This window comes from Streptomyces indicus (assembly GCF_900100315.1).
Taxonomy (GTDB): Bacteria; Actinomycetota; Actinomycetes; order Streptomycetales; family Streptomycetaceae; genus Streptomyces; species Streptomyces indicus.
Genome location: NZ_FNFF01000004.1, coordinates 67,637 through 87,132, shown reverse-complemented (window position 1 = coordinate 87,132; position 19,496 = coordinate 67,637). Strand labels below are relative to the sequence as shown.

Below are 19,496 nucleotides of genomic sequence, written 5' to 3'. Positions count from 1 at the left end.
GAGAACGGGGAGGCGGGCCGCTCCCACCGGGAGTGGCCCGCCTTCCGCGCGGTGGCCGCGCCACCGACCGGCCCGTGCGCGCTGACCGCCCGGCCCGTACGCGTTACTTGACGAGGAACCCACGAAGATCGTCGAGCACCTCATGCGCAGCCGTGACACCGAGGCCCAGGTACCAGGTCTCGTCCGGGACGTCCTTCGCCTGGCCGTTCTTCACCGCGCCGAGCTTCTTCCAGAGCGGGTTGTCCTCGGCGGTGTCGCGCTTGGTCTTGTTCACGTCGCCGTAGACGCCGGTGAAGATCCAGTCCGCGTCGGCCTCGTCGATCTTCTCGGGGCTGATCTCGGTGGCGAGGTCGTCGATCTGCTGGTTCTTCGGGCGCGGGACGCCCACGTCCTCCAGGATCGTGCCGATGAACGAGGCCTTCGCGTACAGGCGGATGCGGTCCGGCATGTAGCGCAGCATCGTGACGGTCGGCTTCTTGTCGCCGAGGTCCGCGCCGAGCTGCTTCGCGGCCTCCTCGTACGCTCCGAGCTTCTCCTCGGCCTCGGCCCGCTTGTCGAGCGCGGTGGCGTTGAGGAGGTAGTTCTCCTTCCAGGTGAAGCCCGGGCGGATGGAGAACACGGTCGGGGCGATCTTGGAGAGCTGCGGGTAGAGCTTCTCCGCGCGCAGCTGCGAGCCCAGGATCAGGTCGGGCTTGAGGGCCGCGATGGCCTCCATGTTGAGGGAGTTGATCGTGCCCACGTTCTTCGGGCTGCCGGCGGCCTTGCTCAGGTACTCGGGGATGCCGTCGTCGCCCTCGGTGGGGGCGTAGCCGACGGGCTTGATGCCGAGCGAGACGACGTTGTCGAGCTCGCCGACGTCGAGCACCACGACGCGCTTGGGCTGCGCCTTGATCTCGGTCTTGCCGAGCGCGTGCGTGATGGTGCGCGGGAACTCGCCCGGCTTCGCGTCCGTGCCCATCTTCGCGGTCTCGGCCGCGGCGTCCGCGAAGTCCTCGCCGCCGGTGGCGACCTTCTTGCTGCCCGAGCCGTTCTCCGACTTCTCGGTGCCGCCCGAGCCGCTGTCCGCGGAGCAGGCTCCGAGGGTCAGCGCGGCGGCTACGGCGAGGGCTGCGGCTGCGGTGCCGCGGCGGCGAAGGGACATCGACGCTCCAGAAAGGCGGGCGGCACACGGCTCGCGCCGGGGGGGGGACGTGCACGCACAGGGTTTGCTTAGGCAACCCTCACCTTACGCATCCCGGGCACCGCCGTGCACCGCCGCCCCCTGTGACGCTTCCGACAGGACCCTCACCGGGCACCCCACGGCCACCAGCACACGACCCCGCTCCCCCTCAGGCGAATCAGGACATCGCCACCCTTTGGTGTGAAGCGCGAGGCGGCGCGTCCCACGCCAGTGCGTGCGAAAACTAGCTTTCGTCCCCGGAGGTGAAGGCTGGATGACGACGACGGCGTGTGCCACGGACACGGCCTCGGGGGACGAGTCGCCCGACGCGGCGGGTGCGGTGCGGTTTCCAGGGTTCACGATCGCGGCCGACGGTTCCTACGCGGCCCGGCTGGCCCCGCGCGGCGACGTGTGGTGCCCGGAGCGGTGGAGCCTCGACAGCGCCGAGCCCTACGCGGTGCCGCTCCCGCTCGACCAGCCCGAGGAGCCGGGCACCGAGGTGCTGCCGCTGGCCGACGGGCGGGTGCTCGTGCACCGCGTCGCGGACGGCCGGCATCTGTTCTCGCTGCTCTACCCGACCGGGCCCGGGACGGGTCAACTGCCGCTCGGCGCCGTCGAGACCGCCGACCTGACGCTGCTTCCGCCCTCGCCCAGCGGCAGTTGCGCGTATGCGCTCGCACCGGGTGAGCGGTCGAGTGCGGTATGGCTGGTGGCGGGCGGCGCGTTCGGGCCCGAGCTGGTCGCGCAGGTGCCGGGCCGCTGCTCGGGCGGGGTGTGGCTGGACCGTACGGGGCGGATGCTGGCGCTCGACCGGGAGCTGGACGGGCGCACGAGGACGGTCGCCGTCGATCTGGAGCGCGGGGGTGAGGTCTCGCCGCTGCTCCAGATCGGCGACGACTCCGACGACCGGCTGCTGCTCGCCGACCCCGGCAGCGGTTTCATCATGGTCCGCTCCGACGCCCCCGGGCACGACCGGCTCGGCTGGGGCCAGTTGGGTTCCACGCTGCCGGTCCGCTTCCCCGAGGCGCTGCGTCTGGAGGACTGCGCGGTGACACCGCTGGCCATACAGCCCGGCCAGGTCCTCAGCCCCGAGGCGTGCGCGGTGGCGCTGCGCATCGACGGGGCGGGCGGTTCGTGGCTGGGCGTCTGGTCCCCGCAGCAGCGCCGGACCCAGCAGCTCGCGGCGCCTTACGGCTGGCTCGGGTGCGCGCTGTGGGCGCCGGGCCGGGAGACGCAGAGTGCGGAGCTGCTGCTGCCGTACGTCACCGAGGACACCCCCTGCGGCCTGGCGCGGATCACCCCGCCCGCGCCCGAACCGGTGCCCGGACCGGCGCCGGTGCCCGCCCTCGCGGCCGCGCCCGCGCCGAGCGCCCCGCGGCCCGTACCGCTGCAACAGGCCCAGCTCACGGGCCGGTTGGCCGGTCGTTAGACTCGACGGCCGATGATCAAGCATCCCCGGATGCATCATCCGGGGAATCACGGGTACGCACCACGCACACCCGGAACGACAGCACCAAAATCAACGGGGTGAAGTTGATGAGCGAGCACGACAGCGGCATGGCAGGGACCGAGGAGGGGCACGGCCGCCACCGCGGCCCGGCCGCCGAGCAGGACGTCGAGACGACGCCCGCGGGGCGGCACCGCCGGGTCGCCGAGGAGAGCCGGGCGGCTGCCTGACCGAGCGCCGCGCGGAAGGTGTGAAGGGCCGACCGGATGCGCTCCGGTCGGCCCTTCACGTACGCCTTGAGATCCTCAGCCGTGCTTCGGTGCGAGGCTCACAGGACCTCAGCCGTGCTTGAGGCCAAGCACCTCCGCCGCCGCGAACGTCTCCCCCGCCGGCCGCTCCTCGTACCAGGGCGTGATCAGCTCGTCGAGCTCCTCGTACGTGAACGCCTCCTTCGCGGTGTCGAACTTCGCGGCCACCTTGGGCCGTTCGACGATCGCGACAATGCCGCCGTGCACCACGAGCAGCTGCCCGTTGACCTTGGCGGCCGCGGGTGAGGCGAGGTAGCCGACCAGCGGGGCCACGTGCTCGGGCGCCAGCTTGTCGAGCGTGCCGTCCGTCGGCTCCTGGAAGCCGGCGAACACGTCCTCGGTCATCCGGGTGCGGGCGCGGGGGCAGATCGCGTTGGCCGTGACGCCGTACTTGCCGAGCGCGAGCGCGGTGGAGGTGGTCAGACCCACGATCCCGCCCTTCGCGGCGGCATAGTTGGGCTGACCGGCCGACCCCGCGAGGAAGGCCTCCGACGAGGTGTTGATGATCCGGCCGAAGACCGGGCCGCCCGCCTCCTTGGACCGGGCCCGCCAGTGCACGGACGCGAAGTGCGTCGTGTTGAAGTGGCCCTTGAGGTGGACGCGGATCACCGAGTCCCACTCGTCCTCGGACATCGAGAAGACCATCCGGTCGCGCAGGATGCCGGCGTTGTTGACCAGGATGTCCAGCTTGCCGAACTCGTCGATCGCCAACTGCACCAACTGGCGGGCCTGTTCGTGGTCGGCGACGTCGCCCAGGTGCGCGACGGCCCGGCCGCCCGCCGCCCTGATCTCGGCGGCGACCTCCTCGGCGGGAGCCGCCGAGGCCTCGCCGGAACCGTCCCTGCCCGGCTGCCCGTAGTCGTTGACCACGACGCTCGCGCCGAGCCGGGCCAGCTCCAGGGCCTCGGCCCGGCCGAGGCCGCGCCCGGCCCCCGTGACGATCGCGGAAAGGCCGGCCAGCGGCAAGTTCCCCTGTGACATCAAAGTCCCCTCGTAAGTACGGAGTTCGGAGTTCCGAGTACGGCGCCCCGTGCGCTGCGGAGTGCGGCGTACTCAGATCTCGATGCAGGTGCGCAGCGCGACACCGGTGCGCATCTGCTCGATGGCCTCGTTGATCTCGCTCAGCGGCACCCGGTGCGTGATGAGGCCCTCGAGGTCGATACGGCCCGCGCGCCACAGGGCGATGGCCCGCTCGTACGAGGTGAGGACATCGCCGCCGCCGTACATGGACGGCAGGATCTTCTTCTCGTCGAAGAACAGCTCGAACATGTTGAACTGCAGGTAGTCGTCGAGCGCACCCGCGCCGACCACGATGAGGCTGCCGCCGCGGCGGGTGGTCTCGTAGGCCTTGCGCGCGGTGGCGGACTTGCCGACGACCTCGAAGACGTAGTCGAAGCCCTCGCCGCCCGTGACGTTCTGCTTGGCGTCGTCCAGCTCCTCGGGCGAGATCGCCTTGGTGGCACCGAACTTGAGGGCGGCCTCGCGCCGCGACTCCACCGGGTCCACGGCGACGATCTCCGCCGCGCCCTTCAGCTTCGCGCCCTGGATCGCGGAGATGCCCACACCACCGCAGCCGATCACGGCCACCGAGGAACCGGCCGCCACATCGGCGGTGTTGATGGCCGCGCCGAGTCCGGTGGTGACACCGCAGCCGATGAGCGCGGCGATGTCGAAGGGCACGTCGTCCGGGATCGGCACGGCGCAGCGCGCGTCGACCACGGTCTCCTCGGCGAAGGTGCCGGTGCCCGCGAAGCCGAACACATCGCCACTGGGGCGCTTGTAGTTGGGGATGCCGGCGTTCATGAACCCGGCCAGGCACAGCTGCTTCTGGCCGCGCTTGCACGCGGGGCACTGCTCGCACGCGGGCAGCCAGCACACGAGCACCCGGTCGCCGGGCTTGACGTGCGTGACGCCCTCGCCGACCTCCAGGATCTCGCCCGCGCCCTCGTGCCCGGGCACGAACGGGCCGGGCTGGGGCAGCACACCGCTCATCGCGGACAGGTCCGAGTGGCACAGGCCGGTGGCCCGCACCCGGATCTTCACCTTGCCGGGACCGAAGCCGGTGGTCTCGAAGTCGTCGAGCACTTCCAGCTTGTCCTGGCCGATCTCGTGCAGTACGGCTGCGCGCATGGTGCGGCTCCTTCTCGGATGCGGTGCGGAACAGGCGTGAGCAATAAGGAGGTTGGGCGGGGCTGAATCAGGAGTGCTCGACCACGGTGTCCGCGAGCACGGGCGCGTCGTCCCGTTCGACCGCGGTCACCGACACCTGGGCCCGGCCTTCGGCCAGCCGCCAGATGCGGATCCGGAGGGTCTCGCCCGGGAAGACCACGCCGGCGAAGCGGGTGGTGTACGAGCGCACGCGGGTCACATCGCCGTCCAGGAGGCTGTCGACCACGGCCTTGAGCGTCATCCCGTACGAGCACAGGCCGTGCAGGATCGGCTTGTCGAAGCCGGCCAGCTTGGCGAACTCCGGGTCGGCGTGCAGCGGGTTCCAGTCCCCGGACAGCCGGTAGAGCAGCGCCTGGTCCTCGCGGATGGGCTTCTCGACGGTCCTGTCCGGGGCGCGGTCGGGCAGTTCGAGCCGGTTCGAGGGTCCGCGCTCGCCGCCGAAGCCGCCCTCGCCGCGGACGAAGATCTGGGTGTCGCAGGTCCACAGCGGCCCGTCGTCGTCGGCGACCTCCGAGCGCATGACGATCACGGCGGCCTTGCCCTTGTCGTACACGGCCGGGATCGTCGAGGTCTGGACGGCCTTGCCCTTGACGGGGATCGGCCGGTGCAGCGTGACGGTCTGGCCGCCGTGCAGGACGGCCGCGAGGTTCACGTCGATGCCGGGCGCGGACAGGCCGCCCGCGGCCGCCATGCCGCCGCCGGCCACGGTCGCGAAGCTCGGCAGGACCTGGAGCTTGGATTCGAGGGTGTAGCGCAGCTCGTCCGGGTCGGTCGCCGGGATTCCCGCGCCGAGACCCAGGTGGTAGAGCTGGATGTCCTTGTGGTCCCAGGTCAGGTCGGTGCTGCGCGGCTCGGAGGAAACGGCCTTGGCGGCATCAATGGGCATGGGGACGCTGCTCCTTGGGCTGTTCGTGCGCGTGAGCTGTGCGGGTCACGCACGTGGAAGACCTCGGTGCGGCCGTCCGCACCGTCGGCCGCACCGAGGTCGCATCGGACCGGCCCCGAAGTGTCCCGTCCGAGCCCTCTCAGGGCCCGTTCTAGAACGCGTTCTAGGCCAGTGATCCCCATGTATAACGCGCCCCCCGGCAGTTGTGAAGGGTCCCGCCACAGAATTCTGACGTGATGTCAGATCACTGGTGTGCGCTGGAACTTCAGCCTGCGCACGCCCTGGCCGGCGGCCTTTCACACCCCCCATGTCACCCCGCCACCCATGACATTTGTCCTACGGAGCTCCTGACAGCTGATTCTGCCGCCGCCCCCGCCCCGCTCCGTACGGTCGAGGCATGACAACGACCCCGCGAGCTGTGGACCTGCACCAGGTGGTCAAGGCCTTTCCCTCCGTGCGTGCCGTGGACGGCGTCGACCTCGCCATCGAGCGCGGCGAGACGGTGGCGCTGCTCGGCCGCAACGGCGCCGGCAAGTCCACCACCATCTCGATGCTGCTCGGCCTCGACGAGCCGGACGAGGGCTCGGTCCGCCTGTTCGGCACCACCCCCGAACGCGCCGTCCGCGCCGGTCTCGTGGGCGCGATGCTCCAGGACGGACGGCCCATCTCACGGGTCACGGTCCGCGAGCTCATCGGTTTCGTGGGCCGTACGTACCCGCGTCCGATGCCCGTGGCCGAAGCGCTCGCGCTCGCCGGTCTGACCGAGCAGGCCGACCGGCGCGTGGACCGTCTCTCGGGCGGCCAGGTGCAGCGCGTACGGTTCGCGCTCGCCCTCGCCGGCAACCCCGGCCTGATCGTCCTCGACGAGCCGACCGCCGCACTCGACGTGGAGGCGCGCCAGGCGTTCTGGGACTCGATGCGCGCGTACGCCCGGCGCGGCAACACCGTGCTGTTCTCCACCCACTACCTCCAGGAGGCGGACGCGAACGCCGACCGGATCGTGGTCATCGACCACGGCCGGATCGTCGCGGACGGCACGGTCGAGGAGCTCAAGCGGGCCGCCGGCGGAACGCTCGTCTCCTTCGACCTCGCCGGCGAGGGTTCCGGCTGGCTGGCCGGCCTGCCGGGGGTGACGGCCGTGGAGATCCGCGGTGACCGCGCGAGCCTGCGCAGCGAGGACTCGGACGCGACCGTGGTCGCGCTGGCCGGGCGGGGTGCGGTGCGCGGCCTGCGGGTCGAGGCGACCTCCCTGGAGACCGCGTTCCTGACCCTGACCTCCGGCGCGAGCGGCACGGACGCCTCTGGTACCGCGTCGGCAGCCCCCGGGTCAGCGCGGGCCCGCGTCACGACCGCCCCCGCCACCACCCCGCCTTCCGCCACGACCGATGAGATGGAGTCCGTGTGATGGTGCTCGACTATCTGCGCCTGGAGATCCGCCGGACCCTGCGGGACACCGGTTTCGTCGTCCTCGGGATCGGCATGCCCGTCCTGATGTACCTCCTCTTCACCAACCTCGGTGCGAGCGGCGAGGACGGGGCCGAGTGGAAGACCTCGGCCATGGTGGGGATGGCGGCCTACGGCGCGCTGGGCGCGGCGCTCGGCACCGGTGGTGCCGTCGCCGACGACCGTTCCAGCGGCTGGCTGCGGCAGCTGCGGGTCACGCCGCTCACCCCGCGCCAGGCCGTGACGGGCCGTGCGCTGAGCGGCTCGGTCACGGTGCTCCCGGCGATCGCCTCCGTCCTGACGGCGGGTGCGCTCGTCAACGGCGTACGGATGGAGGCCTGGCAGTGGGCCGCCCTGGTGCTGCTCCTGTGGCTGGGCGCGCTGCCGTTCACCATGCTCGGCCTGGGCAACGGCTACCGGCTCAGCACCCAGGTCACCGGCATCGCCAACATGCTCTGCACGATGGGCCTGGCCATCGTGGGCGGCCTGTGGTTCCCGGCCGACCTGTTCCCCGACTGGCTGCGCACCGTGTCCGCGTACTCCCCCGCCCACAGCTTCGCCGACCTCGGCTGGGCGACGACCGAGGGGGCCGCGCCGGGCGCCGGCACGGTCGCGGTGCTGCTCGCGTGGCTGGTCCTGTTCGGCGCGTATGCGGCGCATTCCTATCGCCGCTCGGCCCGGACGGTGTGACCATGATGCCCGTGACGGGGACCGAGAGCGCGAGCCCGCGGACGAGCGGCGACGACGGGCACCGGCCGGTGAGCGACGACGGGCACTGGCCGGTGAGCGACGACGGACATCGGCCGGTGAGCGGCGGGGGCGGCGGACCCGGGCGGCGGCGCCCCGGCCCGCGCAGCGCGTATGCCTTCCTGCCGTGGCTACTGCTCGGGATGGGCGCCTTCTCGAACGTCGTACGCGGCGAGACGCCCAACCCCTGGATCGGCGGCATCGGCCTGCTCGTCTTCAACTCCCTCTACGTCTCAGTGGTGTTGCAGACCTTCCGGCGGCGTGACACGTGGTGGACCTACACGGCCCTGTCCGGCATGGCGGTGGTGACGTACGGGCTCGCGATCGGCTACGGGGGGCCGTGGCTCGCCCTGTTCCCGCTGCTGTCCCTCGCGGTCGGCACGGCGCTGCGGGGCCGGCGCCTCGCCTGGGCGGTCGGGGTGCTTACCTGTTCGGCCGCCGTGACCGGCGCGTGGCGGGACACGGACGCGTGGTCCGCGGTCACCAGCGGGTACGGCACGCTGCTCTCCGGCCTGGTGACCGCCGCGATCCTCGCGCTCTCCGAGAAGGTGGTGGAACTGCGCGAGACCCGCGAGGAGTTGGCCCGCTCCGCCGTGGAGCAGGAGCGGCTGCGGTTCTCCCGCGACCTGCACGACCTGCTCGGCCACACGCTCTCCCTGATCGTGGTGAAGTCCGAGGCCGCGCGCCGGCTCGCGCCGCACGACGCGGAGGCCTCGCTGCGGCAGATCGCCGACATCGAGACGGTGGGGCGCCAGGCGCTCACCGAGATCCGCGAGGCCGTCACCGGCTACCGCGACGCGAGCCTGACGGCCGAACTGGACCGCGCCCGCGACACGTTGGCCTCGGCGGGCATCGACGCGCTGGTCCGCCAGTCCGGGCCGCCGCCCGCGCCGGTGCCGGGTGCGCTGCTCTCCTGGGTGGTACGGGAGGCCGTCACCAATGTCGTACGGCACTCAGGTGCCACCGTCTGCCGGATCGAGGTGGCCGCGGCGGACGGGGACACCGTCCTGACGGTGACCGACGACGGGCGGGGCGAGGGCACAGGGCCCTCGGGCAGCGGACTGCGCGGCCTCACCGAGCGGCTCGCGCAAGCGGGCGGATCGCTGGAGTGGGGGCCCGCGGAGCGCGGCGGATTCCGGGTGACGGCCCGCCTGGCCACCGACGCGGACCGGCGGGCCCTGCGCTGAGCGCACCAACGCGCCTGCCGGTGAAGGGACTTCAGGAGACGCGCTGGGCCGCCTTCGGCTGGCGCTCCGCCGACGGCAGCCACACCAGGACGAGCAGCACCCCGCCGAGCAGGATCAGTCCGCTCGTACGGAACGCGGCCGCGTAGCCGTCGGTCAGCGCCACCGGATCCGAGGCCCCGCCCGACTGCGCCGCGGCGATCGTCGACAGGATCGACAGGCCGAGCGCGCCGCCCATCGTGCGCGAGGTGTTGATGAGCCCCGACACCAGACCCGCCTCCGAGGGCGCCGCCCCCGAGGTGGCCAGCGAGGCGAGCGGGGTCATGGCCAGGCCCGCGCCGAGCATCATCAGGATGCCGGGGAGCAGGATCGAGGCGACGTACCCGCCGTCGGGCGCGATCGTCGCCTGCTGCACGCCGTAGCCGGATGCGGCGATCAGGATGCCGAGGACGGTGACGTTCTTCGCGCCGATCATCCGCATCAGGCGGGGTGCGAGCTTCGAGCCGAGCATGACCGTCAACGAGGAGGGGACCAGGGCGAGTCCGGCCTCGATGGCGGAGTAGCCGAGCACGTTCTGCGCGTACACCGTCATGAAGAACCACATGGCGAAGCTGGCCGCGCCGCACACCATCATCACGGCGTTCGCCGCGGCCACCGACCGCAGCCGGAACAGACCGAGCGGCATCAGAGGCGCCTTCGTGCGCGCCTCGACCAGCAGGAACACGGCGATGAGCAGCAGGCCCGCGCCGAGCGGAACCAGCGTCCCGGGCGCCGTCCAGCCCTCGACCTCGGTCTGCACGATCCCGTACGCGAGGGTGGCGAGGCCGGCCGTGACGAGGACCGCGCCCGGCAGGTCGAGCCGGCGCCGTTCGCCGCCGCGGCTCTCGGTCAGCCAGAACACGGCGGCCACGAGCACGAGCACACCGACCGGCACATTGATGAGCAGCACCCAGCGCCACGACAGGAGGTCGGTGAGCAGCCCGCCGACGAGTCCGCCGGCCGCGCCGCCGCCCGCGCCGACGGCGGTCCAGGTGCCGATGGCCCGCACCCGGGCCGGTCCTTCGGGGACGGCCGAGGTGAGCAGGGTCAGGGTGGAGGGGGCGAGCACCGCGGCGCCCAGGCCCTGGACGGCGCGGGCGGCGAGCAGCTGCCAGCTCTCCTGCGCGAGTCCGCCGGCGAGCGAGGCGGCGGTGAACAGGGCGAGACCGAGCAGGAACATCCGCTTGCGCCCGAAGAGATCGCCGGCCCGGCCGCCGAGCAGCATGAAGCCGGCGAAGGCGATCGAGTACGCGTTGACCACCCATTGCAGCCCGAGCGCGCTGAGCCCGAGGTCGGCGCGCATCGAGGGCAGCGCGGTGTTGACCACGGACACGTCGAGCACGACGAGGAACTGGCCCGCACACGCCGTGAGCACCACGGCCCAGGTCGGTATGGAGCGGCTGCGGTGCGGGCGGGTGGATATCGCGGTGTCGGTGGGTGTCGGGGCCATGCCGGCCATGCTCTCAGTCGGCGGACGGCCGGCGCATCGGGGTTTCGATGCACCGGCCATCGGTCTTGGGGACTAGGTCCCTCCGGGTACCCGCACCACGGCGTTCACGTCCGCGGCAGACGTGATCGCCCTCACGTCCGCGGCGGACGTGACACCCCTCACCTCCACGGCGACCGCGCCGAGCTCACTTCCGCAGCATCGTCACGACCGCCGCCCCGCCCAGCCCGATGTTGTGGGCGAGCCCGACGCGGGCTCCTTCCACCTGCCGCGCCCCGGCCTCCCCGCGCAGCTGCCACGACAGCTCCGCGACCTGGGCGAGGCCGGTCGCGCCCAGCGGGTGGCCCTTGGAGATCAGACCGCCCGAGGGGTTCACGACCCACTTCCCGCCGTACGTGGTCGCGCCGGACTCGACGAGCTTCCCGGACTCGCCCTCGCCGCACATCCCGAGCGCCTCGTAGGTGAGCAGCTCGTTGATCGAGAAGCAGTCGTGCAGCTCGATGACGTCCACGTCCTCGATGCCGAGCCCGGCCTGCTCGAAGACCTGCCGCCCGGCCGCCGCCGACATCGGCTTGCCGACGACGTCGATGCACGAGCCGGACGCGAAGGACTCCTCGGTGTCGGTGGTCATGGTCTGCGCGACGATCTCCACCGCCTTGTCACCGAGCCCGTGCCGCTCCACGAACCGCTCCGAGACCACGACCGCGGCGGCCGCGCCATCCGAGGTGGGCGAGCACTGGAGCTTGGTCAGCGGCCGGTGGATGGTCTTGGCGGCCAGGATCTCGTCCACCGTGTAGACGTCCTGGAACTGCGCGTACGGGTTGTTCGCCGAGTGCCTGTGGTTCTTGGCGCCGACCGCCGCGAGCTGCGCCTCGGTCGTGCCGTACAGCTCCATGTGCTCGCGGGCCGCGTCGCCGAAGATCTGCGCGGTGGGCGGGGACATCTCGAAGCCGTGCTTGGCGGCCATGATCCCGTAGTGCCGGGCGACGGGCGAGGTCTTGAAGTCGCCGCCGTCCGCTCCCCCGCCGAGCGCGCCCTTCTTCATCTTCTCGAAGCCGAGCGCGAGCACGCAGTCGTTGATCCCGCCGGCCACGAACTGCCGGGCCATCATCAAGGCGGTCGACGCGGTCGCGCAGTTGTTGTTCACGTTGTAGACGGGAACGCCCGAGAGCCCTATTTCATACGCGGCCCGCTGACCCGCCGTGGAGGCCTGGAAGCAGTATCCGACCGGCACCTGCTCGACGAGATCGTACGAAATCCCGGCGTCTTCAAGGGCTTTCGTGCCGGCCTCTTTCGCCATGTCCCAGTACTGCCAGTCCCGGCTCTCGGGCTTCTCGAACTTGGTCATGCCTACGCCGACGATGTACGTCTTCATCCTGGTGTGGCCTTTCAGTCCCTGGGCAGGCCGAGAATGCGCTCGGCGACGACATTGAGCTGGACCTGGGTGGTGCCGCCCGCGATGGTCAGACAGCGGGACATGAGGAACGAGTACACGGCCCCGGCTCCCGGACCCTCGCGCAACGCGCCTGCGGGGCCGAGAAGTTCGAGGGCGAGATCGGCGACTTTCTGCTGGTGGGGGGTCTGGACGAGCTTGCGGATGGAGGCTCCGGCGCCGGGTTCGATGCCCGAGACCTGCTGGAGGGTGGTGCGCAGCCCGATGCAGGCGAGGGCGTGCGCCTCGGCGGCGAGGGCGCCGATCCGGGCGCGGGTGGCGTTGTCGAGATCGGCGGAGCGCGCGATGAGCATTTCCAGGCCGGTGTCGAAGGTCATCTGGTCGGCCATGTGCACGCGTTCGTTCCCGAGGGTGTTCCGCGCGACCTTCCAGCCGTCGTCGACCTCGCCCACCACCGCGTCGGCCGGCAGCAGCACGTCGTCGAAGTACACCTCGTTGAACATCGCCTCGCCGCTGATCTCCTTCAGCGGCCGGATGTCGATGCCCGGGGTGTTCTTCATGTCGACGAGGAAATACGTGAGCCCCTTGTGCTTGGGCGCTTCCGGATTCGTCCGGGCGAGCAGGATCCCGAAATCCGCGGTGTGCGCGGAACTCGTCCACACCTTCTGCCCGTTGACCTTCCAGCCGCCCTCGGTCCGCTCGGCCCGGGTCCGCAGCGAGGCGAGATCAGAACCGGCCCCGGGCTCGCTGAACAGCTGGCACCAGCGCAGGTCGCCGCGGAGCGTGGGCCCGATGAAGCGGTCCTGCTGCTCCCCGGTCCCGTAGGCGATCAGCGAGGGCACCACCCAGGTCGCGATCCCCAGATCGGCCACCTTCACCCCGGCCGACCGCAGCTCCTGCTGCACGACGAGCTGCTGCACGGGCCCGGCGCCGAGCCCGTAGGGCTTCGGCAGATACGGGGCCGCGTACCCGGTGGGCGCGAGCTCGCGCCGTACGGCCTTCGGGTCGAGTCCCTTGACGGGCTCGATCGCCGCGCGCGCCTGCGCCCTGAACTCCTCGGCCTCCTGCGGCAGTTCGAGCCTCAGCTCGCGCCGCGCGCCGCCCTCGGCGAGCCGCACGGCCCGCAGCCGGTGTGCGTCCCCGGCCCCGTAGAGCTGACGGACGACGAGCGCACGGCGCAGATACAGATGGGCGTCGTGCTCCCAGGTGAACCCGATGCCGCCGAGCACCTGGATGCAGTCCTTGGCGCAGCTGAACGCGGCGTCGAGCGCGACGGAGGCGGCGAGCGCCCCGGCCAACTCCCGTACCTCTCCGGCCTCTTCACCGGCGGCACGGGCCGCGTCCCACACCAGCGCCCTGGCCTGCTCGACCCGCACGAGCATGTCGGCGCACAGGTGCTTGATCCCCTGGAACTGCCCGATCGGCCGCCCGAACTGCTCGCGCACCTTGGCGTACTCGGCCGCCGTCCGCAGCGCCCAGGCGGCGGTCCCGCAGGCGTCGGCGGCGAACACGACCGCGGCGAGGTCCCGTACGAGCCCGGTGTCGGCCTCGATCAGCCGCCCGCGCGCCCCTTCGGCCCGGACCTCGGCGGTGGGCCGCGTCGGGTCGGCACTCTCCTGCACGCGTACGGCGAGCTCCGCGGCGTCGACCACGAACCACCGCACGCCCTCGGCCCCTTGGGCGGCCAGCAGCAGCAGATCGGCCTCGCCGCCGCCGAGTACGGGAGGCGCCTCGCCGTCGAGCAGATACCCTTCGCCGTCCCGTACGAAGGTGAGGGTGCCGGCCGCGAGCGCGACCGCCCCGATCCGCTCCCCCTCGGCCAGCGCGGCCGCGAGAGCGCGCTCGCCGGCGCGCTCCAGGACCGCGGACGCAAGGGAGTTGGCGATCAGCGGTCCGGGCAGCGCGCCCTGGGCCGCCTCCTCGACCACGACGGCGAGATCGACGAGGTCACCGCCCCCGCCGCCGCACTCCTCGGGCAGATGCACCCCGAGCAGCCCCTGCTCGGCGAGCCCGCTCCAGAACCCGGGCCGCCCGCCGCCGGCGGGCGCGTCGAGCACCTTGCGCACTTCCTCCGGCGGCACGGCCCGCGCGATCCATCCGCGCACAGCAGCGGCCAACTCGCGTTGCTCTTGCGTGATCCCGATCCCCATGGCGGGCAGAGTAGAACACGTTTCAATCTGACGGAAGGTCAGATTGCTGGCAGCTTTCCGCGGCCGGACGTCGAACAGCGACGTGCGATTCCGGCCAATCGCCACCCGCGGCGGCTTCGCCCTCTGGTCAGCCTCGCCTCGCAGGTGCAGGATGAGCCCCTCTTGGTGCGGGGGTCCCAGGGAGGTGGAGCATGTCCCTGCGACCCTGGTGGAGCCTGTCGCCTGACGATGCGTCTGACAATGGGCACCATCCATCCCAGGCCAAGCCTGCCCCTGAACCGGCGATACCGGTGGACGTCCTGACCGCCAAGCCGCTGTCCCTCAACGGCTCGAGCGTCCGACGGGACGTCTACGCGCAGCGGGGACCACTCCCGGACGGCAACCCGACCAGCCGCCGGATCGCGTCCGTCGTCCACGCACGCGTGGACCGGATCGGGCAACTGAAGGACCGGATCGGGCAATGGCACGACCGGACGATGGGCCGGAAGCCGCGTGCAGTCAGAGTTCTCAGTCCGCTCCAGGGCGACAGTCTCGCCCGGTGGATCCAGAATGAGATCCTCACGGCACCCAAGCGCCCAGTCCCCTCGTTCGGGTTCAGCTTCGTGCCTGCACTGGTGCACAGCGTCGCCGCGGAACGCGTGCGGCACGTTCGGGTCTGCGCTCTGGCGGGCGCGACCGCACTGGTCGCCGTCCGGCATCCGTGGGGTGCGGGCACACTCGCAGCGACGATGCTGTTGTTCCAGTTGCTCCTAGCCGAAGGACGGCTCAAGCGGCTGGCCCGCTGGGGCACCGGCTCGCTCATCGCCGCCGCGCTCCTGGCCGCGGGTGCGCTCCTCGCGTGGCAGCAGCTGAAGCCTCACCTGCCGCTCATCCAGCGCGCCTTGTCAGACGCGCCGTCCGCGGCGTTCTGGCTCTCAGCTCTACTCTCGGCCGTCTACGCGTGTGATCGCTGGCTCGCCCTCGGCTACGTGGCGTCTCTCTCCGCGGACCGAAAGCCCAGCGCGCAGATGCGCCCCCGGCTGGCCCCTGGCGCCGCCCGGCGAGTGGCGGCGTGCGCTGCCGCAGAAACGTGGCAGGCCATTCCGTATCGGCGCGAGCATCGTGTGGACCGATTCGTGGGCGCGAGCCGAGGTGCTCACCGGAACGTGGTCCGCATCCAGCTCTCCCCCGCCGGTGACCACACCGCGGCGGACACACCGGCGGACCAGGAGGGAACTCCCGGTCTGGCCGAGCGGACTTCCAAGGGTGAGCAGACGGTCATGCGAAAATTCGAAGCAGACCATCTGCTCGATTACGTGCGCGACGAACTCAAAAAACTGCGGGGGCATTTGGTCGAGTCGCATGCTCTGCCACACTGCGATGTCTTCGAAGTGTTCGCGGTCCCCGACTCCGAGTGGAAGAAGCTGCCTCAGGCCAAGGGGACGGAGAGCGAGCCGGGCACACACGCAGGGTGGCCCGAGGCACGCGAGATGATGGACGAATCCTGCCGGCCTCCGTCCGGGCACTTCCGCCGCCGCTATCTCGCGGCGCAAGTCGTCGACTGGGACGGCGACATCGTGGTCACCGTATTCGCGCATGCAGCACTTGAAGGCCAGACGCTCACCTTCGTGACCAGGCCACACGCGCTCGCGCCGCTGCGCGAGGAGCTCCGCGTGGAGGCCGCACATGGTGCCGAGCTGGTCTGGAAGATCGTTCAGACGCCGCTCCAGGCGGTCGGCGACGTCGCGGTCCTCGCCCGTGACGTGTACCGGAGAACGGGTCGTGGCCTCGGCATTCTCCACGCCAAAAAGGCGAAGGAAGCCGTCGTGCACACAGCGGCCGGAATATTCGATCCACGGAAGGCGCCGGACGACAAAGCGGTGAGCCTGCGGGAACGTTGCTCCGACAACGGCATCGACGACATGCACCAGCACGAGGACGCTACACGTCACATATCCATCCTGCAGAGCAGCATGTTCGCATCGGCAAGCTCCTTCCTCGCCGACCAAGGCGTGGAGACTGGCGACTTCCGCAAGCAAGCCTCCCAGTTCATCTTCGTCAGCGGCGACAACAACCAGGTGAACACCGGGAACCTGGGCGGCGCCATGCAACAGTCGAACCAATCCGGAAAAGAAGCAGATTCCAAGGGGTGACCATGGCAATTTTCCGTGGCCGAGGAGATTCCGACGACGGAATGCACGTGGCCGGCGACAGCAACCAGATCAACACCGGGTCCGTCAAAGGCGACATGACCCAGTCCAACCACATGGGCCACACGCCGGCCCCTCCGGCCCTCGTCGCTGCCCGCGCTGAATTCGCCCGCCTGCGCGCAGCATTGGACGCCCACGAAGGAGAACTGAGTGAGACCGACCGTGCCGCTGCCCGACGATGGCTCGGCCGGATCGACGCCGAGCTGAGTCGTCCTCAGCCGGACAGACAGCAGCTCGGCGACGACGCAGACGGGTTGAGCGGAAGAATCGGCACGGTGGCGGCCCTCGTCACCATCACGCAGGCCTTCATCGCCAGCCTTCAAGGGCTGGCAGGCTGAAACGAAGGCGTCGCGCCTACGACGCCAGGAACCCCGAGACCCCGTCCGCGATCCCCTTCGCCGCCTTCTGCCGCCAGGACGGGCTGGTCAGCAGGGCCGCGTCCGTGGCGTCGCGCATGTTGCCGCATTCGACGAAGACCTTCGGGACCTTTGTCAGGTTGAGGCCGCCGAGGTCGCGGCGGACGTCGAGGCCCGTGCCCTCGCCGATGTAGTTCGAGGGGCGCATGCCCGTCGCGGCGACGAATTTGCCCGCGATCCGCGCGCCCAGGTCGCGCGAGGGGCCGACGATCGCGCGGGTGTCGGCGCCGCCGGCGTGCACGGCCGCGGGCAGGATGACATGGAAGCCGCGGTTGCCTGCGCCGGAGCCGTCCGCGTGCACGGACACGACGGCGTCCGCCTTCGCCTCGTTGCCGATCTCGGCGCGCTCGTCCACGCAGGGGCCGAAGGCGCGGTCGCGGTTCTGGGTCAGCTTGACGGTGGCGCCCTGGTCTTCGAGCAGGTCGCGGACGCGGTGCGCGACGTCGAGGGTGAACTCCGCTTCCGTATAACCGGAGTTGGTGGACGTCCCCGTCGTGTCGCACTCCTTCTTGTTCGTGCCGATGTCGACCAGGCGCGCGATGTCCCGCGGGTGCTTGAAGTTCGAGGGGTTGTGACCCGGGTCGAGGACGACGACCTTGCCGGCCAGCGGGCCCTTCCCGGCCGGCGAAGCGGAGGGCTTCGCGGAGGACTTCGACGGCTTGGGGTCGTCCGGGGTCTTCGAGGTGGCCTTGCCCGAGGGCGTCTGCTGCGCGGTGGAGCTCGACGCGCTCGGCAGCGGCAGCACCTTCGGGGGTTCGTCCTCGTCCGCCGTCCCGCTCAGCGCCTGCCACAGCAGCCAGCCGGCCAGCGCGGTCGGCACCAGCGCGGCGACGGCCACCAGACCGCCGCCCCGCCTCAGGGGGCGGCGCGGGTGCGGGCCGGGGTCATCGGGATCGTCGTACGACACAGTGCGAGCCTAGCCGCCCCGCACCCCGGCCCGCCGCCCCAGCCGTGACCAGGCGCGACGCAATCGTTATGCGCCGTACCAACCGGTCGGTATTGACAGGGTGACGCACGCGAAGGTGTGATGCGTGGCACCACTCGCTAGGTACCGCACAGCCGGCGCAGGAGGATTCGCAATGGGGCAGTCCGGGTTGCACGAGCTCGACGCGGTCGCGCAGGCCGCGGCCGTACGAGGCGGCGAGATCAGCCCCGTGGAGCTCGTCGAGCACCACCTCGACCGGATCGCCCGGTACGACGCACAGCTTGGCGCGTTCCTCACCGTAACCGCGGAAAGCGCCCGTGACCAGGCCTCCTCCGCCGAGCAGCGGCTGACGCACGGAGACCTCGACGCACTGCCGCCGCTCTTCGGAGTGCCGACGGCGATCAAGGACCTGAGCGCCACCACGGACGTGCGCACCACCTTCGGCTCGAAGGCCTTCGAGGAGTTCGTGCCGCAGCGCGAGGCGCACGCCGTACGGCTGCTGCGCGAGGCGGGCACGATCAGCCTCGGGAAGACCAACACCCCCGAGTTCGGTCTTTCCGGCTACACCGACAACGACCTGGTGGGTCCGGCGCGCAGTCCGTGGGACACCGCGCGGACCGCCGGCGGTTCCAGCGGGGGCGCCGCGGCCGCGGTGGCGGCGGGGCTCGTGCCCTTCGCGCACGGCAGCGACGGCGGCGGCAGCATCCGTATCCCCGCGGCCTGTTGCGGGATCTTCGGGCTCAAGCCCTCGCGCGGCCGGATCAGCAACGGTCCGGTGGGCAGCGACGTCACCGGGTTCACCATCCAGGGCCCGCTGTCCTGGACGGTCCGCGACGCCGCCGCGATGCTCGACGCGCTGGCCCATCCGCAGCCCGGCGACCCGTACTGGGCGCCTCCGCTGCCGGACGGCGAGTCCTTTCTTCAATACGCCGGGCGCGACCCGGGCCGGCTGCGGATCGGTGTCTATACGGATCCGGGGCTGGACGAGCTGGCGGTGGACCCGGAGATCATGGCGGCGCACACCGCGGCGGCCGAGCTGCTCGCCTCGCTCGGGCACGAGGTCGTGGAGATCCCCAACCCCTTCGGCGACACCCTGCGCGACTCCTTCCTCGGCATCTGGGCCACCCAGTCCCTGCTGATGAAGACGGCGAGCGAGGAGCAGCTGCGGCCGCTGTCGAAGTGGTGGCGGGAGATCGGGCGGGGCCTGAGCGCCGAGCAGTTCCTCGACGCGATGACCGGCACCCAGCTCGGGAGCCGCCGGGCCGTCGAGGCGATGGACGCGTTCGACGCCGTGCTCACCCCCACCCTGGCCGTCCACCCGCCGGCGCCCGAGTGGTTCCAGGAGGGCGACGCGCTCCTGGAGGCGCAGCGCCAGACCGGACTCAGCTGCTTCACGGCCGCCTTCAACGCCAGTGGCCAGCCGGCCGCGAGCCTGCCGCTCGGGCAGAGCGCGGACGGCGTGCCGATCGGTGTGATGCTCGCCGGGCGTCCGGCGGGCGAGGCCGCGCTCATCTCCTTGTGCGCGCAGATCGAGGCCGCACAGCCCTGGGCCCACCGGCGTCCGCCGCTGTTCGCCTGAGGCCCGCCGCGGGCT

General features: G+C 71.4%; 16 protein-coding genes. 8 read left to right on the top strand and 8 right to left on the bottom strand.

Annotated features, from left to right (window positions below; genetic code table 11):
* Nucleotides 1–103: 103 nt before the first annotated feature.
* The gene (locus tag BLT97_RS12440; RefSeq protein WP_093609215.1) at nucleotides 104–1,141 is read right to left on the bottom strand and encodes an ABC transporter substrate-binding protein; all 1,038 of its coding nucleotides are present in this window, start codon (nucleotides 1,139–1,141) and stop codon (nucleotides 104–106) included.
* 292 nt (nucleotides 1,142–1,433) lie between these two features.
* Between BLT97_RS12440 and BLT97_RS12435 the strand changes: the two genes are divergently transcribed.
* Both BLT97_RS12435 and BLT97_RS37835 read left to right on the top strand, forming a co-directional pair.
* Nucleotides 1,434–2,588: a hypothetical protein gene (locus tag BLT97_RS12435; protein WP_093609213.1), complete on the top strand. Its 1,155-nt coding sequence runs from the start codon at nucleotides 1,434–1,436 to the stop codon at nucleotides 2,586–2,588.
* A gap of 107 nt (nucleotides 2,589–2,695) precedes the next feature.
* Nucleotides 2,696–2,836, top strand: coding sequence for a hypothetical protein (locus BLT97_RS37835; RefSeq protein WP_176953743.1), 141 nt, complete (start codon nucleotides 2,696–2,698; stop codon nucleotides 2,834–2,836).
* 108 nt (nucleotides 2,837–2,944) lie between these two features.
* Here the strand turns inward: BLT97_RS37835 and BLT97_RS12430 are convergent, their stop codons facing one another.
* The 3 genes from BLT97_RS12430 to BLT97_RS12420 all read right to left on the bottom strand — a co-directional run bounded on the left by BLT97_RS12430 (nucleotide 2,945) and on the right by BLT97_RS12420 (nucleotide 5,969).
* Nucleotides 2,945–3,895: a 3-oxoacyl-ACP reductase gene (locus BLT97_RS12430; protein WP_093609211.1), complete on the bottom strand. Its 951-nt coding sequence runs from the start codon at nucleotides 3,893–3,895 to the stop codon at nucleotides 2,945–2,947.
* A gap of 72 nt (nucleotides 3,896–3,967) precedes the next feature.
* Nucleotides 3,968–5,044 (bottom strand): Zn-dependent alcohol dehydrogenase, encoded by a 1,077-nt coding sequence (locus BLT97_RS12425; RefSeq protein ID WP_093609209.1) that lies wholly within the window; start codon nucleotides 5,042–5,044, stop codon nucleotides 3,968–3,970.
* Between the two features lie 67 nt (nucleotides 5,045–5,111).
* Nucleotides 5,112–5,969: a MaoC/PaaZ C-terminal domain-containing protein gene (locus tag BLT97_RS12420; RefSeq protein WP_093609207.1), complete on the bottom strand. Its 858-nt coding sequence runs from the start codon at nucleotides 5,967–5,969 to the stop codon at nucleotides 5,112–5,114.
* A 397-nt stretch (nucleotides 5,970–6,366) separates the two neighbouring features.
* Between BLT97_RS12420 and BLT97_RS12415 the strand changes: the two genes are divergently transcribed.
* Genes BLT97_RS12415 through BLT97_RS12405 form a run of 3 tightly spaced genes read left to right on the top strand, consistent with a single transcriptional unit; the run spans nucleotide 6,367 to nucleotide 9,346 of the window.
* Nucleotides 6,367–7,374: an ABC transporter ATP-binding protein gene (locus BLT97_RS12415; protein WP_093609205.1), complete on the top strand. Its 1,008-nt coding sequence runs from the start codon at nucleotides 6,367–6,369 to the stop codon at nucleotides 7,372–7,374.
* A 2-nt stretch (nucleotides 7,375–7,376) separates the two neighbouring features.
* Nucleotides 7,377–8,102, top strand: a complete 726-nt coding sequence (locus tag BLT97_RS12410) for an ABC transporter permease (protein ID WP_093609927.1) — start codon at nucleotides 7,377–7,379, stop codon at nucleotides 8,100–8,102.
* Nucleotides 8,103–8,107: 5 nt separating this feature from the next.
* Nucleotides 8,108–9,346, top strand: coding sequence for a sensor histidine kinase (locus BLT97_RS12405; RefSeq protein WP_093609925.1), 1,239 nt, complete (start codon nucleotides 8,108–8,110; stop codon nucleotides 9,344–9,346).
* A 31-nt stretch (nucleotides 9,347–9,377) separates the two neighbouring features.
* On the opposite strand, the gene BLT97_RS12400 is transcribed toward BLT97_RS12405, so the two are convergent.
* From BLT97_RS12400 to BLT97_RS12390, 3 genes are all read right to left on the bottom strand, one after another.
* Nucleotides 9,378–10,832 (bottom strand): MFS transporter, encoded by a 1,455-nt coding sequence (locus tag BLT97_RS12400; RefSeq protein WP_093609923.1) that lies wholly within the window; start codon nucleotides 10,830–10,832, stop codon nucleotides 9,378–9,380.
* A 184-nt stretch (nucleotides 10,833–11,016) separates the two neighbouring features.
* Nucleotides 11,017–12,204, bottom strand: a complete 1,188-nt coding sequence (locus tag BLT97_RS12395) for a lipid-transfer protein (protein ID WP_093609203.1) — start codon at nucleotides 12,202–12,204, stop codon at nucleotides 11,017–11,019.
* 14 nt (nucleotides 12,205–12,218) lie between these two features.
* Nucleotides 12,219–14,372: an acyl-CoA dehydrogenase family protein gene (locus BLT97_RS12390; protein WP_093609201.1), complete on the bottom strand. Its 2,154-nt coding sequence runs from the start codon at nucleotides 14,370–14,372 to the stop codon at nucleotides 12,219–12,221.
* A gap of 191 nt (nucleotides 14,373–14,563) precedes the next feature.
* Between BLT97_RS12390 and BLT97_RS12385 the strand changes: the two genes are divergently transcribed.
* Nucleotides 14,564–16,504, top strand: a complete 1,941-nt coding sequence (locus BLT97_RS12385; protein WP_245769290.1) for a hypothetical protein — start codon at nucleotides 14,564–14,566, stop codon at nucleotides 16,502–16,504.
* Nucleotides 16,505–16,506: 2 nt separating this feature from the next.
* Nucleotides 16,507–16,899, top strand: coding sequence for a DUF5955 family protein (locus BLT97_RS12380; protein WP_143041331.1), 393 nt, complete (start codon nucleotides 16,507–16,509; stop codon nucleotides 16,897–16,899).
* 16 nt (nucleotides 16,900–16,915) lie between these two features.
* Here the strand turns inward: BLT97_RS12380 and BLT97_RS12375 are convergent, their stop codons facing one another.
* Complete coding sequence (locus BLT97_RS12375) at nucleotides 16,916–17,884, bottom strand: N-acetylmuramoyl-L-alanine amidase (RefSeq protein WP_093609197.1); 969 nt, start codon at nucleotides 17,882–17,884, stop codon at nucleotides 16,916–16,918.
* A 172-nt stretch (nucleotides 17,885–18,056) separates the two neighbouring features.
* Here BLT97_RS12375 and BLT97_RS12370 point away from each other — a divergent pair, with 172 nt between their 5' ends.
* The gene (locus BLT97_RS12370; RefSeq protein ID WP_093609195.1) at nucleotides 18,057–19,481 is read left to right on the top strand and encodes an amidase; all 1,425 of its coding nucleotides are present in this window, start codon (nucleotides 18,057–18,059) and stop codon (nucleotides 19,479–19,481) included.
* Nucleotides 19,482–19,496 lie beyond the last annotated feature (15 nt).